Source organism: Arminella tubonensis (assembly GCF_003240585.1).
GTDB classification, from domain to species: domain Bacteria; phylum Pseudomonadota; class Alphaproteobacteria; order Rhizobiales; family Rhizobiaceae; genus Rhizobium; species Rhizobium tubonense.
In genome coordinates this window covers 98480-112442 of the sequence record NZ_PCDP01000065.1, presented here as the reverse complement: position 1 = coordinate 112442, position 13963 = coordinate 98480, and the positions used below count along the sequence as shown (strand labels likewise).

Sequence of the window (13963 nt, the reverse complement as noted above, 5' to 3'; positions counted from 1 at the left end):
GGTGCCAAGCTTATAAAGTCTTCATCTAATTCGGATAGGCCCTGAGCTTATTGACGTTCTAAACATGATTTTTAAAGTCGCATTCGCGTTGGGAATTGGTGTAGTGAGGAAGAGCATATTGGAATTGCTACTCCGGCATAGAAACCCGAAAGCAGAGGGCGGTCGCCGCGGCAAACATTCCCTGCAGCGCAAGTTCGTGCTTGGTATAGGTGTCGTCACGATCTGCATCGTGTTCCTGTCGATTACCGTCCTTCAACGCGTCTATAATGACTACGCCGAAGCCCGCGATAACTTCGCTGGCATTTCGAGCTACTGGCTTGTACTCGATGCGGCAAATCGGATTTCCGCTGAGCGAGGACCTGCCAACGTAGCGATGGCGAGCACGAACATCGACAATGCCGCGTCGCTTCAACGTCTTGCGGCGTCTAGGACACTAACCGACCAGTCCCAGGACCGCCTGGATATTCAGCCGCCCTCCCCGTTCGGGCCGGTTCCCGCAAGTCTGTTACGGCAGGTGCGCCAGCAACTCCTCCGCGCGAGAAATAACGTGGACCATGTGGCCGCCCTGCCACCGGCTGGCCGGCGCCCTGACGATATGAAAAGCGCGATCGCAAATATGTTCGAGGTCGTTGATCTGCTTCGGGTCTTGACCGTGTGGCGTGGAAATACGGTCATTGCTCGAGACCCAAGTTTGGCGGGCAATGTCGTCATTGCATCGTTGCTCACGGACCTGCGGGAATATGGCGGCCGCATGGGATCGCAAATCATCGTCCCGGTGACCTTCCATCAAAAGTTGTCACAGGAAGAGGGTGACGCCAAGGACCAGACACGGGCGCATCTCCTCGAGATCTGGCGGACGATAGAGAGTTTCCGCGTGCTCTTTGAAGACGACGCAAGAGTGCTCCAGGCCCATGACGAAGCGGAGCGGCTTTTCTTCGGTGAGGGCGTTGGCTACATCGACAGTGTCGTCTCGCAAGGCAAGCAGTCAGGCGACTATCTGACGACGGCCAGCGAATTGACGGAACGCTACGTGCCGACATTGAGGACGCTTGAACGCTTTCGCGTCGTCTTTCTCGATGTGCTTCTGGAGACGATGGGAGGCATCCGCGACCATGCATGGTTCAAGCTGGTCGAAATAAGCCTGGCAACGGCAGCCATCCTCCTGACGCTTGTCGGCCTCATGTTGTCGGCGCATTTCTTTCTTTTCAAACCGCTGCTTCTGGCCGGAGAAGCTGTTGTCGACCTTGCGGAAGAGCGGGAGGTCAACGTGACGGATCCAGCCGGCATTTACGGCGGAGAGATGCTTCGTCTTTTTGACGCCATAGGCGTCCTTCGAGGAAAACTCAGCGAGCGCTCTGAGCTAACCCGCCAACTGAAGAACGAAGCGGAGACGGATGGACTGACGGGCATATCCAATCGCCGCGTCCTGGATTTCGTGGGAGAGAACGGAATAGGCGAAGCGGCGGCACCCAGCGCACGTTGCCTCATTCTCTTGGATGTCGATCACTTCAAAGCCATCAATGATACGCACGGGCATGGTGTCGGCGACCTCGTCCTCAAGGAAGTTGCCAGTCTGGTGCGCTCCATCGTTCCACCGAGGGCGATCGTCGCTCGCTTCGGCGGCGAAGAGTTTGCCGTACTCATCGATGGCGCCGACCTCGGGAGGGCTGTGACGCTGGGGCGCGAAATCCGCCTTGCGCTTCAACAGCATCGAATGGTCACCGCCAAAGGCACGCAAATCAACGTCACAGCGAGCTTCGGTGTCGCCACAGGCCTTGGCGGCCTCGATGGCTGGAATCGACTGATAGAGGAAGCCGATCTTGCCCTTTATCGCGCTAAATCAGACGGCAGGAACCGAGTTCGCTTTTTCATGAACGGCGCAATGGCACAAAAAGATTGTCCAAAAACGCTCAACACCGAGCCGCGACCGTCTTAGCTCGACCTGATTCCATGAATACTTGCGCCGAACATTTCGACCATCTTGAGACTATTTTTGCCCGAAGACGCGATCGTCGACCAAATCGTTGAATCAATGGCTACAATGGGAGCCGCCCGTTTGCTGACATTGCGCAGGCCGTCAAAGAGCGCGTGCCGGGCGCATCGAAGGTCTCCCACATAGCTTGGATAGCGGAACGGGGAAGAGGTCGATACCGGCAACTCGGCGACCTCCGAAACACTGCGCTTGGCGCGACCTCACGTTGAAGGCGCCGAGATCGCGGCCTGTCTCTTGCCGGTGGAAATGATCCACCGTCTGAATTCCGGGCCAAATGGCTTCTGCAGGGATGCTCTATTCCACGCCAACAGATAAGGATCCGATAGCTTGAGGCGATGGTCAAAAGGGATAGCCAATCGGCCCGACTTCAGTTCGTCGGCAATCATCGCCAGTTGCGCCAATACGAAGCCGCGACCTGCTACCGCTGCATCGATGGCACTGCTGGACAGCGTATATGACAAACCCTTATCCGCGGGAGGTCGAGGACAGCCAATGCTGCGGGCCCAATCGGACCAACTCGGCGCCGGTGAAAAAGCGGCATCCCAGACGATGTGCAGAAGCGGAAAACTGAGAATATCGGTGATTGCCTGCGGAGGATTTGTCTCGATCAAGCGCGGGGCGCAGGCCGGCACAACCCAGTCGGTGAACAGTTCCACGAAATATTGGTGATGCGAATTCTGTCCGTAGTAGATTCGAAAATCCACATCGTCTTGCCCCATAGTCGGCTCGCGCTCTGTTCCGACAAGGTGAATCATCGCGTTTGGATACAGCGCCTGCCAGTCGAAAATCTCACGCCCGATCCATTTGTTCACGACCGAAGTCAGGGAACTAAGGGTAATTCCGCTCTCGTTGCGGGCGCGACTGAGAACGTGCTGTGCATTGGCAAGGTGATCGAAACCCTTCTTGATCTCGGCGTGATAGATGCGCCCCCATGTCGTAAGCTCCATCTTTCCGGCGCCTCTTTCCAAAAGCGTAATGCCGAGATGTGCTTCCAGTTTGTGAACTTGCTGGCTGATTGCACCGGGCGAAACACCGAGAGCATGCGCCGCAGCGGTGACGCTACCGCGCGTTCCCACTGCCTCAAACGCCTGCAACGCCTTCAAAAAAGGGATCAATACATGTCCTTGCCACCGATTGTTTCGGCGTCAACTTTAGAAAATCTAAAAATAAAAGCAACCAGATCCGATCTGCTATCAGCCGACCGTCGGACTATCCGCAAGAACCCGGAAAGCGCCTTTCCAGTAAAGCAGAGGCTCCACATCAGTACGCAACGTGACTGCCCTCACCCGGCCTATCAAGATAGCATGGGAGTGCATTTGGACCACCTCGTCGAGCTCGCAATCAACGGCGGTCAACGCCCCCTGCAGCGCGAGAGCACCGGTTTCGAGTACCGACCACTCGGCACCCTCATAGCGGTGGACGCCATTCCTGCCGCCGTAGCCGGCAAAGGCGTGGGCCACATGCTGCTGGTCATGGGCGAGGACATTGACGCAGAAGCTGCCGTGCCGCTGCAGCACGGGCCAGGAAGAGGAACCGCGGTTGAGGCTGACAATGACCGATGGCACCTCGGCCGACAGCGAAGACACCGACGTTGCCGTGAAGCCGGTCCGGTCGTCACCAACGCCGACGGTGACAACGCTGACTGCGCCGGCAAGATGACGCATCGAGGCCTTGAACGAGGCGGCGTCCACGAGATCGCTCGCCTGGTCAGCGGTTTCCAGAACTTGAACTGAAGCTTTCATCCGATAACCCTTTATTGGAGACGGCGATCCGTTTGCCGATTGGCGCGTCAATCAGTAGCCGTCGCACGCGCCGCGGTGTATCTGTTGACGGGCATGGACAGACCGAGATTTTCGCGTAGCGTCTTGCCTTCGTACTCATCCCGGAAGAGGCCGCGACGACGCAACTCCGGCAAGACCAGTTCGACGAAATCGTTCAGGCTCGCGGGCAAGGTCGGCAGCATCAGGATGAAGCCATCGGCTGCACGGGTTTCAAACCATTCCTCCATGAAGTCAGCGATTTGAACCGGCGAGCCGGTGATGCCGTTGCCGGTATGCTTCTCGGCGTAGTGACGGATGAGTTCGCCGACCGAGCGGCCGCTTTTGACGAAATCGACGAGCTCGTCGAATAGCGCGCGGGAGCCTCTAGGTGCCTCGGGAAGCCGATCCATTGGGAATGGCGCGTCGAGCGGCACGCCGGCGAGATCGACCTCGATAAATTCCTGCAGCATCAGGCGGCCAACGTCGGGATGTAGATTGTCGATCAGGAAGTCGACCTTGGCGCGGGCCTCGGCCTCGGTCGCCCCGACATTGATGACGACACCCGGCATGATCTTCAAATCGTCGGGATCGCGGCCGTATACCGGCATGCGACTTTTAACGTTCTGGTAGAATGCGCGGTTGCGCTCGATGTTCGAGGCCAGGCTGAAAACAATTTCTGCGGTCCGTGCCGCCAGATCCATGCCCGCTTCCGACCCGCCGGCCTGGGCGATTACCGGGCGCCCCTGCGGAGATCGCGCAATGTTCAGCGGGCCCCGCACCTGGAAATGCTTTCCCTTGTGATCGAGCGTGTGCAGCTTCGTCTTGTCGTGGTAAATTCCCGTTTCGCGATCGAGCAGCAGCGCATCGGCCTCGAAACTGTCCCAAAGGCCGAAAACGACGTCGACGAACTCGGTGCCGCGCTCATAGCGCAGCGCATGCGGATCGAGACCCTCCCGGTTGAAATTGTAACCCGTCTCGTTGTGATCTGACGTCACGACGTTCCAGCAGACGCGTCCGCCGCTCAGATGGTCGATGGAGGCGAATATTCGAGCGACGTTATAGGGCTCGTAGTAGCTGGTCGAGACAGTTGCCACCAGTCCGAGGTTCTCGGTGGAGACGGCGAGAGCCGACAGGAGCGACAGCGGCTCGAAGCGGTTCATCTTCGTCGGCTGGCGTGCAAGCGCGTCGGCATCGCCAATGGCAGCGGCGGGAGAATCCGGCATGAACATGAAGTCGAGCTTTGCCGCTTCCGACACTTTAGCAAGGTTCAGCAAATGACTGAAATTATTGGCGCCGTTGACGTCGCTGTCAGGATGCAGCCACGATGCGGGATGAAAGCCGAACGTGTAGACGAAAGTGCCGAGTTTTAGCTTGTCCTGCCGAGCCATGGTCCCGTCCTCTTCAGCATCCATCGCAGAAGTATCCACCAGATCGGCGACGCGGCAACCCTGTCTCACCTGCTTTGAAATTTAGTTTTTCTAAATACCGGGATTTGAGCCCTGGGGAGCAAGGCCCTTTATGGTCTACCTTGCGCCGATGAGAGGGCTGAACACCATCAGGCTCAGGATTTCGAAGAGCACCTGGGCACCAGCCTGCGCCGTGTTTGTCGTCGTATCATATTGCGGCGCCACTTCGACGACGTCGCCGCCAACGAGACTGATGCCCTTCAGGCCCCGGATCAATTCCAGCACCTCGCGGGTCGTCAGCCCGCCGATCTCGGGTGTGCCTGTGCCGGGTGCAAAGCTCGGATCGAGGCTATCGATGTCGAAGGAGAGGTAAGTCGGCCCGTCGCCGACGATCTCCCTTGCCTTGGCGATGATTGCCGGAATGCCGAGGCCGGTGACGTCTTCGGCATGGATCACCGTCATTCCCGATTCAAATGAGAATTCCCAAAGATATTCCGCCGATCCGCGAATTCCGATCTGCACGGTCCGGGTCGGATCGAGCACGCCGTCGAGCACGGCATTGCGGAAGGGGCCAGCATGATGAAATTTCGTCTGATCGAAAGCGCCGCTCGTATCGCAATGAGCATCAATATGAATCATGCCGACTGGCTGTCTCTTGCCGATCGCCTTGAGGATCGGGTGGCTGATCGAATGATCTCCGCCGACCGATAGAGGCGCGACGCCGGCATCGACGATCTGGTTGATGCGCTTTTCGATATCGGCATGGGAAAGCTCGAGCCGGTAGCGGCTCTGAAACGGTACATCGCCGATGTCAGCAACACGAAGATCGAAAACCGGGGCCGTACCGAGCACGTGATTATAGGGACCGATCCGTTCGATGGCGCGCAGAGCCCTCGGTCCGAAGCGGGAGCCAGGGCGGTTCGTGACGCCGAGATCCATCGGAATGCCGATGATCGCCACCTGCAGATTGCCGAAGTCGGGATCTTCGGCGGTGACAGGGAGGTACGGAGCGCTCAGAAAGGTCGGAACTCCGGCATAGGGGGCCAAGCGCGTTCCGTTTTTCGCGAAGATCTTGTCCCCGACCTTTCGGAATGTCTCATTGGATATCTCGCCACCCTTGGCATCGCTGAATTTCGCACGCAGTCCTTCGAGTTTCGTCCTATCCCAGCTCATTGCAGCCCCGCTTTTTGTTTGCTTCGCGCTATTACTCGACAAAGCAATTGAGAATGCAATTGCGATTGTTGTAGCAATGGGCGAAAGAGGGACCAATATGTCAGCTGCAAAACCGAATTCGCTTGTCGCCAACCTTTCGCCGCCACCCATCCCGTCGGTGCATGCCTGGGGCCGAGACTACAAAGGCGGCCACGGTCCGCTCATCGACCTTTCGCAAGCCGTCCCCGGCTATCCCGCCCACCCGGCCATGTTGCGGCTTTTGGGAGAGGCGGCCGCCTCGCCGGCGATGACAGGCTACGGGCCGATCGAGGGAGAGGCCGTTTTGCGCGATGCCTACGCGCAGCACATGTCAGAGGTTTACGGCGCCGTCGTCCATTCCGGCAATATCCACATCACAGCCGGCTGCAATCAAGCTTTCATGTGCGCAGCAATCGCCTTGGCCGGATCCGGCGATACCATTGCACTGACCAATCCGTTCTACTTCAATCACGAGACGACGCTTTCGATGCTCGGGATCAAACGGGCGCTCGTACAATGCGACGCGGCCAATGGTTTCCTGCCTGATCTCCAATCGGCAGAACAGGCACTCGCAGGCGGCGCAAGAGCGATCGCTGTCGTTACGCCGAACAACCCCACCGGCGCCGTCTATCCCCCCGCGCTGCTGCTCGAGCTCTTCAGGCTATGCCGGAATTATTCCGCTTGGCTGATCCTCGACGAGACCTATCGCGACTTTCTGCCGGAGGATCATGGACGGCCGCATGCGCTGCTGTCCGAGCCGGGTTGGGAGGAGACGCTCGTTCTGCTCTACAGCTTCTCGAAGTCGTTCTGCATTCCAGGCCACAGGCTGGGTGCGATCACCGCAGAAGCGAAGCTGGTCGACCAAATCGCCAAGATCATGGACAATATGCAGATATGCGCGCCACGCTCGCCACAAGTGGCCGTTGCAGCAGCCTTGCCTCTGCTTGCCGACTGGCGGGCCGCCAACCGTCACGAGATCGCGCTTCGTGCGCGAGCGCTGAGGAAGGTAATGTCCGATCTGCCCGGCTGGGAGATCGGAGCAATCGGCGCCTATTTCGCATTCATCCGCCATCCCTTTCCCGACAGGTCATCCTCTGCGGTGGCAGAAAGACTTGCAAGGGAGGCGGGTGTCGTCTGCATCCCCGGAAGCTATTTCGGCGAGGGTCAGGAGCGATATCTGCGACTTGCCTTTGCAAACGCCGACACGGCATCCATCGCCTTGATCGGTGACCGGGTCAATTGACCGCCGATGACTGACTTATTGCGCCGATCGATGTCTGCTCACCGCGCCACCGGCTGAAAATCGCCCGCGAACTGAAAGCGATCGCCGGGATGGGTGATCTCCACGTAGGTCACGGTGCGCCCGTTTTGCCAGGTCTGGCGGATCAGATTAAGGCACGCCTCGCCGCGGGCGGTCTGCAGCAGGCGGGCAGTGGTGGCGTCGGCCGAGACCGCGCGAATGACGTGCCTTGCCTTCGACCAGGGAACCTGCGCCAGCAGCCATTTTCCAGGCGGCGTCAGGCTGAAATGCTCATCTCTTGCCAGCGGCACGATATCGAGCATGATGATGCGACGCTCGATGGCATTCGGCGTGCCGTCAACGACATGAAGGCATTGAAGCCTTAGAATTTCAGCGCCCGCCGGCTCGGCCAACTGCTTGGCTTCGGCCAGCTCCAATCTTTCGATTCTCCGCGACAATATCTTGTAGTCATGCTTGTGCCCGGCAAGTTCCGCCTCGGTGCTGATGTCCTGAATATCCATCACCGTCCGATCGATTTGTGGCGACGCGACGAATGAGCCCGTCTTGCGCCGTCGCACGATCATGCCCCGCTCCACCAGTGCTGAAAGCGCCTTGCTGACGGTCATGCGAGAGCATCGATATGCCGCCGCCAATTCCTGCTCCGTGGGGATGCGATGACCGGGTTGCCAGTCGCCCCCGACGATCCTGGTCTCGATGTCCCTGAAAATATTCTGATGAATTGTCACCACGGCCGACCCTCGATCCAGCGCAACAACATGATGCCCTCGCTGCCGTCCGATCCAAGATCGAAGTCGTCCGGCACAAATTTTGCTTATTTAGCCTTTTCACATTGACAGTGTAGGTCAGCCTAGTTCTATTTGTATAGTCAAAAGCGGATCGCAGAATTCCGCTCGGTGGGAATAAATTTGAGAACCCAAGCTCCTCTGCCAAGGGGAGTGAAAAACTGGAGAGATGATCATGAAAACCAATTCCCTGCTCAGGGGTCTTGTCGGCGCTGCGTTCCTGTTCGGAGCAACGCTTTCCGCCCATGCAGCCGACACGCTCGCGGCTGTCAAGGCAGCCGGCACCTTGAAGGTCGGTACGGAAACGGCGTTCGCGCCTTTCGATTTTATCGATGCCGGCGAACATGCCGGGCTGAACGTCGACCTGTTCGCCGAGATCGGCAAGGAGCTCGGCGTCAAGATCGAGTGGGTGGCACTTCCCTGGGATGGCGTCTTTCCGGCCCTCGAAGCGGGCAAGTTCGACGTCGTCGCAGGCCCGGCAACGATCACCAAGAAACGCATGGAGCGCTATCGCTTCACCCCTCCGATTGCCGAAGCAACCATCGCCATCCTGAAAAAGGCCGGCGATACCACGATCAGCAAGCCGGAAGACATTGCTGGCAAGAAGATCGGTGTCGGCAAGGCGACGTCGCAACTCGACCAGCTGAAGGAATTCTCCGATACACTACCGACCAAGGTTGATATCCGCGAATATCCTGCTTTCACCGAGACCTATGCCGACCTCGCAGCCGGCCGCATCGCCGGCGTTGCAAACTCGTTGCCGAACATTGCCTTCGTTGCCAGCCAGCGCAAGGGCACCTTCGAAGTGGTGCTGCCGCCCTTTGGCAAGAAGTCCTATTTCGGCTTTATCGGTCTCAAGGATGCCGATCACGCGCCGCTGATGGATGCGATCGACGGCGCTCTGCTTAAGATCAAGGCCGACGGCCGCATGGCAGACCTGCAGAAGAAGTGGTTCGGTGCCACCTTTGACACACCGGATTCAGTCAAAGATCCTGCATTCTGATTGACCGCGACTGCCTGACCGAAGGCGCCTCCGATCGTTCCGGAGGCGCCGACCGCGACGCAGTAAGGTCCTCGACCAACAGGCGGGCGAAATCCTGATATGTCTGTCAAACTCTTCGAACTGCTTCTGCAAGCCTCGATCTACACCGTGGCGATCAGCGTCGTTTCTATTCTGATCGGCTTTATGATTGCGATGCTGCTCTCGGCCATGATGCTGTCGCGCCAAAGAATATTCGTCTGGCCCGCCCAATTATTCATCAGTTTTTTCCGCGGCGTGCCTTTGCTGGTGCAGTTGCTGCTGATCTACAATCTTCTGCCGGTCATCGGCATCAATGTGCCGAGCATTGTTGCAGCCGTCATCGGGCTTTCCCTTTCAACAGCCGCCTATCAGGCGGAAAACCTGCGCGGGGGTTTTGCCAGCGTGCCTGGCGGGCTGATCGAATGTGCCGAGATGGTCGGCCTGACGCCTGGTCAGATCTTCCGGCGGATCAAAGCCCCAATTGCGTTGCGCCTCACCTTCCCGGCCCTCGTTAATGAAGCCATACTGATCCTGAAGGCATCCTCGCTCGTTTCGGTCGTCGGCATCGTCGAGCTCACCCGCATGGCGCAGGATCTCGCCGGCAGCACCTTTCTGCCACTGCAGATTTTCGCGTCCGCCGGCCTGATCTATCTCGTGATCAATTGGGTCGTGGCACTTGCCGGCGACGTAATCGAGCGTTCGCTTCCAGGAGTGCCGCGATGACCTTCGACTACCGCGTCATCCTCGATCAATGGCCGGCGATCGTCAGCGGCGCCGGCGTCACGATCATGATTTGGATTCTGGGAACGATCGCAGCCGCAGCCTTCGGCTTCCTGGTCGCCGTGGCCAGACGTTATGGCGGCATGGTGGTCGACAAGGCATTCGGTTTTGCCGTCGCCGTGCTGCGCGGCACGCCCTTCCTCATCCAGATATTCCTGGTCTATTACGGCGGCCCTTTCATCGGGCTTTCCCTTGATCCGCTGCCGGCAGGGCTTCTCGGCATTTCGATCTATGGCGCGGCCTATTTCAGCGAGATTTTCCGCTCCGGCTTTGACGCCGTACCCAGGGGCCATATCGAGGCCGGGGAATGTGTTGGTCTCAGTCAGTGGCAGATTGTCCGCCGCATATTGCTGCCGGAGATGACCATGCTCGTCCTCCCGCCTTCATTGAACATGGCGATCATCCTGATGAAGGAAACGGCGGTGCTGTCGATCATCACCGTGCCGGAACTGACCGCGACACTCAGCGCCATCGGATCGCAGCAATATGCCTTCGTGGAGGCACTCTTCGTGCTCGCGCTGTTTTACTGGGTGCTTGTCGAGGCCACGGGCTGGCTTGGCCATCTCGCCGAAACGAAACTCACCAGATTAAGGTTCTTCAACGCATGAGTATCCCGGCGATCGCAGTCAAGAATTTAGTCAAGAAGTTCGGGGATAGCACGGTCCTACATGGCATCGATCTCGAAATTCCACAGGGCCAGGTGTCCTGCCTGATCGGCCCCTCGGGCTCCGGCAAGAGTACGCTGCTTAGATGCATGGCCTTTCTCGAGGAGGCGACCCTCGGGACGATCACCATCGATGGCGAGGTGCTTGGCTTTAGCGAAAACGCCGAGGGCCTGCGCGAGCGCCTGCCGGCGGCAACCAACCGCGCGATCCGGGGGCGGATCGGCATGGTCTTCCAGCAGTTCAATCTGTGGCCGCACATGACAGCCCTTGGCAATGTCAGCGAGGCGTTGAAGACCGTTCACAAGATGAGCCGCAAGGATGCCGAAGAACGGGCGATGGCCCAACTCGTCAAAGTCGGCCTCGAAAGCCGCGCCGGCCACTATCCGTCGCAGCTGTCCGGCGGCCAGCAACAGCGTGTCGCCATCGCCCGGGCCCTTGCCCTGAAGCCGAAGATCATGCTGTTCGACGAACCCACCTCCTCGCTTGATCCGGAACTGACCGGCGAAGTGCTGAACGTCATGCGCGATCTGGCGACCGAAGGCATGACGATGGTGGTGGTATCCCACGAGATCGGATTTGCCGCGACGGTTGGCCAGCAGATGACCTTTCTCGACCATGGCAAGGTGCTTTTCACCGGAGAGCCAAAGGACGTATTTCGCAAGCCCAGACATCCAAGGCTTGAGCAATTCCTTGACACCTATCTCGACCGCGGCGCCTCGATGCTTCTTTAGGGCAGCCTTCAGCTATTCCACGGTTCGCCCTCTGGAGCACCTCGACGAAGCTTGTCAGGAAGCAGTTCTCCATTGGGCGTGAACTCAAGCGATCCTGAATTTATGCAAAAGCGGTCTCCCGTTGGAGGAGGGCCGTCCGGAAAGACATGTCCTTGGTGGGCGCCGCAACGGGCGCAAACGATCTCCGTTCTGACCATGCCGTAGCGGGTATCGCGAATGCTGCGAAGATGGGCCTCGGCGACTGGCGCGGTGAAGCTCGGCCAGCCCGTACCGCTTTCGAACTTTGCGACGGCTTTGAACAACGGCAGTCCACACAAGCGACAGGTATACACCCCGCCCCGTTCTTCATGCAGGAAAACACCGCAGAACGGGGCCTCTTCACCATGTTCGAGCAGCAATTGCCGCTCGTCCTCGCTGAGGTCGGCCACCAGTTCCCGCATCTGTTCGCGAGTGGGAGCTGTCAAATCGAACCGCATTTCGAATATATCACGCATTGCATATCTCCTTGCCGTTCCAGCCAGCGCGGTGGCCGCGACCCTTCTCAATCATAGCAAAATTCGGTCTGTTCATTTGTAGCGTATCCTCTTTATTGGGGTACGCTTTAGATAAATCGCGGAGAAATCGATATCAATACCATTGCGATTTAATCGGATACGATTTATATAAAGCAGACAACGAAGACCTTGGAAAAGGATATGCCGATGCCCACGTCCCAGACAGCGAAGAGCCCTGTTGTGCCGCCCGCCCCTTCCCCGCAAACCGACAACGAGGGCCGGAAGCTTTCGAATTTTCTGTGCTTTGCGATTTATTCGGCAAATCTTGCTTTCGGACGTGCCTACAAGCCCATCCTGGATGGGCTGGGTCTTACCTACACCCAGTATATCGCCATGGTGGCCCTCACTGAGGAGGATGACCAGACCGTTGGGACGCTGGGCGAAAAGCTATTTCTCGAATCCAACACGCTGACACCCATCCTGAAGAAGCTCGAGTCCGTGGGCTATGTTCGACGTCAACGCGATCCTGCCGACGAACGGCAGGTTCGGGTCAGCCTGACGGCTGCCGGGCGCAGTTTGCTTGAGACGGATCCCGCCGTGTCGCTGGTTGATGCAACCGGGCTCGGAGAGGACTTTCCAGTGGTGCAGAAGTCCGTGGTGAGGCTGCGCGACAACCTCCTGCGTGCTACGCAGGCTGGGAAAGGGAAGTCGTGATCGTGTTGACCTCGCATCCGGCGGGCTGACCTTGGCCGGCACGAAGCCGGTGGGGTGCTGGTGATTTCATCTGGGCGGCCGAGCGGCGTCTCGTCCATCTGGCCGATGGCTTTCCCTGCTGCGAGCTAGTGCGATGACGCCATCGCATGCTCACTGGCCTCCAACATCTCGGCGGCCTTGGCGTAGCCACCGCCCATTCCGTCCAGGAAATGCAAATGCTGATCCGGTCTGCCGGAAGGCACGAAACAGGTCATGAGAGCGTGGGACTGCCGATGCAGTCCGAAGTTGACCTCGCCACGTGCCTTTGCCGCAACAAGGGTCGCTTCGACAGCTTCGATTTGTTCGACTGAGCAGTCCACCGTAAGACGCAATCCATCATCGTATTTGCGGAAGTCCGAATTGGAGACTATTTCCGACCACGTTTTCGGATCGAGGCACGTCTCACAGTCTTTAGGGATGGCGATGTCCTTTGGAACGGGATGCGACTGGCGTGGTCCGGCATCAAAAACCGCAAGTACGCGGCTCGCCAAGCTAGCAAAGGCCTTCGGGCTTGCATCTTCATGAGGCTCGACCAGCAGCGATAGAATCTCGCCCTGCTGGCTGGGAAAGGGGGTCCAATCACAGGTAAGCCCGGTCAAGTCCGGCTTCGTCGTGGATTTGCCCGGCTCTACCAGATAGCGTCCATTCTTGATCTGCTGCTCCGCCCATTTGAGCCCTCCCCCGGCAAACATGGCGTAGGTCGCGTTTTCGGAGGCAGCGTATTGAGCAATTCTCACGTCGCGTCCATTGGCGCGTATTTCGTCCACGGACATCAGCCCAACGCGAAGAACCAGATCAAGGCTGGTGCTTGCAAAGGTCGCGACCTGTCGCAATGCCGAAGTCGCCGTCGCCATGCCATGCGCAGGCAATGCAAATGCGGCCCCATCTCCCCGAAACACAAATGGGAAATCGAACGAACCCCAGGCGTTACCGAGAGCAGCGATTATGGATGCACCTGCGTAGTTGACGTCTTCATAGCGCCCCGATCTGATCGCGGAAGTCGAGCTGACAACGTCAGTTACCCCAATGAGCCAGTCATCGGGCAACGGCTCATAGCTGGCGGGGTCCAGCACCAGCGAAAACTCATGATATGCTTGGTTCGGCTGCGCGTGGGTCGTGGCCATTG

The 13963-nt window shown here is 58.4% G+C and carries 14 protein-coding genes; 7 read left to right on the top strand and 7 right to left on the bottom strand.

Annotated features, from left to right (window positions below):
* Nucleotides 1–118: 118 nt before the first annotated feature.
* Nucleotides 119–1936: a GGDEF domain-containing protein gene (locus tag CPY51_RS28150; RefSeq protein WP_195909642.1), complete on the top strand. Its 1818-nt coding sequence runs from the start codon at nucleotides 119–121 to the stop codon at nucleotides 1934–1936.
* A 257-nt stretch (nucleotides 1937–2193) separates the two neighbouring features.
* Here the strand turns inward: CPY51_RS28150 and CPY51_RS28140 are convergent, their stop codons facing one another.
* The 4 genes from CPY51_RS28140 to speB form a co-directional block, all read right to left on the bottom strand.
* Nucleotides 2194–3108: a LysR family transcriptional regulator gene (locus tag CPY51_RS28140; protein WP_111163514.1), complete on the bottom strand. Its 915-nt coding sequence runs from the start codon at nucleotides 3106–3108 to the stop codon at nucleotides 2194–2196.
* A 78-nt stretch (nucleotides 3109–3186) separates the two neighbouring features.
* The gene (locus CPY51_RS28135; RefSeq protein WP_111163513.1) at nucleotides 3187–3735 is read right to left on the bottom strand and encodes a flavin reductase family protein; all 549 of its coding nucleotides are present in this window, start codon (nucleotides 3733–3735) and stop codon (nucleotides 3187–3189) included.
* A 47-nt stretch (nucleotides 3736–3782) separates the two neighbouring features.
* Entirely contained in the window at nucleotides 3783–5141 is a 1359-nt protein-coding gene (locus CPY51_RS28130) for an LLM class flavin-dependent oxidoreductase (RefSeq protein WP_111163556.1), read from the bottom strand.
* A 135-nt stretch (nucleotides 5142–5276) separates the two neighbouring features.
* Entirely contained in the window at nucleotides 5277–6332 is a 1056-nt protein-coding gene (speB, locus tag CPY51_RS28125) for an agmatinase (RefSeq protein ID WP_111163512.1), read from the bottom strand.
* Between the two features lie 97 nt (nucleotides 6333–6429).
* Here speB and CPY51_RS28120 point away from each other — a divergent pair, with 97 nt between their 5' ends.
* Complete coding sequence (locus CPY51_RS28120) at nucleotides 6430–7593, top strand: aminotransferase (protein ID WP_111163555.1); 1164 nt, start codon at nucleotides 6430–6432, stop codon at nucleotides 7591–7593.
* A 38-nt stretch (nucleotides 7594–7631) separates the two neighbouring features.
* Here CPY51_RS28120 and CPY51_RS28115 read toward each other — a convergent pair whose 3' ends face one another.
* Nucleotides 7632–8339, bottom strand: a complete 708-nt coding sequence (locus CPY51_RS28115; RefSeq protein WP_111163511.1) for a UTRA domain-containing protein — start codon at nucleotides 8337–8339, stop codon at nucleotides 7632–7634.
* Nucleotides 8340–8568: 229 nt separating this feature from the next.
* Here CPY51_RS28115 and CPY51_RS28110 point away from each other — a divergent pair, with 229 nt between their 5' ends.
* The 4 genes from CPY51_RS28110 to CPY51_RS28095 all read left to right on the top strand — a co-directional run bounded on the left by CPY51_RS28110 (nucleotide 8569) and on the right by CPY51_RS28095 (nucleotide 11590).
* The gene (locus tag CPY51_RS28110) at nucleotides 8569–9396 is read left to right on the top strand and encodes a transporter substrate-binding domain-containing protein (protein WP_111163554.1); all 828 of its coding nucleotides are present in this window, start codon (nucleotides 8569–8571) and stop codon (nucleotides 9394–9396) included.
* Nucleotides 9397–9495: 99 nt separating this feature from the next.
* The gene (locus CPY51_RS28105) at nucleotides 9496–10137 is read left to right on the top strand and encodes an amino acid ABC transporter permease (protein WP_111163510.1); all 642 of its coding nucleotides are present in this window, start codon (nucleotides 9496–9498) and stop codon (nucleotides 10135–10137) included.
* The gene (locus tag CPY51_RS28100) at nucleotides 10134–10802 is read left to right on the top strand and encodes an amino acid ABC transporter permease (protein ID WP_111163509.1); all 669 of its coding nucleotides are present in this window, start codon (nucleotides 10134–10136) and stop codon (nucleotides 10800–10802) included. The genes CPY51_RS28105 and CPY51_RS28100 overlap by 4 nt, the downstream gene beginning before the upstream one ends.
* On the top strand, nucleotides 10799–11590 hold the full coding sequence (locus tag CPY51_RS28095; protein ID WP_111163508.1) for an amino acid ABC transporter ATP-binding protein: 792 nt from the start codon (nucleotides 10799–10801) through the stop codon (nucleotides 11588–11590). Before CPY51_RS28100 ends, CPY51_RS28095 begins: the two co-directional genes overlap by 4 nt.
* Before the next feature lie 8 nt (nucleotides 11591–11598).
* Here the strand turns inward: CPY51_RS28095 and msrB are convergent, their stop codons facing one another.
* Entirely contained in the window at nucleotides 11599–12084 is a 486-nt protein-coding gene (gene msrB, locus CPY51_RS28090; protein ID WP_111163507.1) for a peptide-methionine (R)-S-oxide reductase MsrB, read from the bottom strand.
* Between the two features lie 207 nt (nucleotides 12085–12291).
* On the opposite strand from msrB, the gene CPY51_RS28085 reads away from it, so the two are divergent.
* Nucleotides 12292–12798, top strand: coding sequence for a MarR family winged helix-turn-helix transcriptional regulator (locus CPY51_RS28085; RefSeq protein ID WP_111163553.1), 507 nt, complete (start codon nucleotides 12292–12294; stop codon nucleotides 12796–12798).
* 125 nt (nucleotides 12799–12923) lie between these two features.
* Here CPY51_RS28085 and CPY51_RS28080 read toward each other — a convergent pair whose 3' ends face one another.
* On the bottom strand, nucleotides 12924–13961 hold the full coding sequence (locus CPY51_RS28080; protein ID WP_111163506.1) for a DUF3095 family protein: 1038 nt from the start codon (nucleotides 13959–13961) through the stop codon (nucleotides 12924–12926).
* Between the last annotated feature and the right edge of the window lie 2 nt (nucleotides 13962–13963).

Bases quoted from the DNA above. Each gene is read 5' to 3' on its own strand.
- CPY51_RS28110 (WP_111163554.1), top strand. From the start codon at position 8,569: ATGAAAACCAATTCCCTGCTCAGGGGTCTTGTCGGCGCTGCGTTCCTG.
- msrB (WP_111163507.1), bottom strand. From the start codon at position 12,084: ATGCGTGATATATTCGAAATGCGGTTCGATTTGACAGCTCCCACTCGC.
- speB (WP_111163512.1), bottom strand. From the start codon at position 6,332: ATGAGCTGGGATAGGACGAAACTCGAAGGACTGCGTGCGAAATTCAGC.
- CPY51_RS28120 (WP_111163555.1), top strand. From the start codon at position 6,430: ATGTCAGCTGCAAAACCGAATTCGCTTGTCGCCAACCTTTCGCCGCCA.
- CPY51_RS28100 (WP_111163509.1), top strand. From the start codon at position 10,134: ATGACCTTCGACTACCGCGTCATCCTCGATCAATGGCCGGCGATCGTC.
- CPY51_RS28105 (WP_111163510.1), top strand. From the start codon at position 9,496: ATGTCTGTCAAACTCTTCGAACTGCTTCTGCAAGCCTCGATCTACACC.
- CPY51_RS28085 (WP_111163553.1), top strand. From the start codon at position 12,292: ATGCCCACGTCCCAGACAGCGAAGAGCCCTGTTGTGCCGCCCGCCCCT.
- CPY51_RS28095 (WP_111163508.1), top strand. From the start codon at position 10,799: ATGAGTATCCCGGCGATCGCAGTCAAGAATTTAGTCAAGAAGTTCGGG.
- CPY51_RS28130 (WP_111163556.1), bottom strand. From the start codon at position 5,141: ATGGCTCGGCAGGACAAGCTAAAACTCGGCACTTTCGTCTACACGTTC.
- CPY51_RS28135 (WP_111163513.1), bottom strand. From the start codon at position 3,735: ATGAAAGCTTCAGTTCAAGTTCTGGAAACCGCTGACCAGGCGAGCGAT.
- CPY51_RS28080 (WP_111163506.1), bottom strand. From the start codon at position 13,961: ATGGCCACGACCCACGCGCAGCCGAACCAAGCATATCATGAGTTTTCG.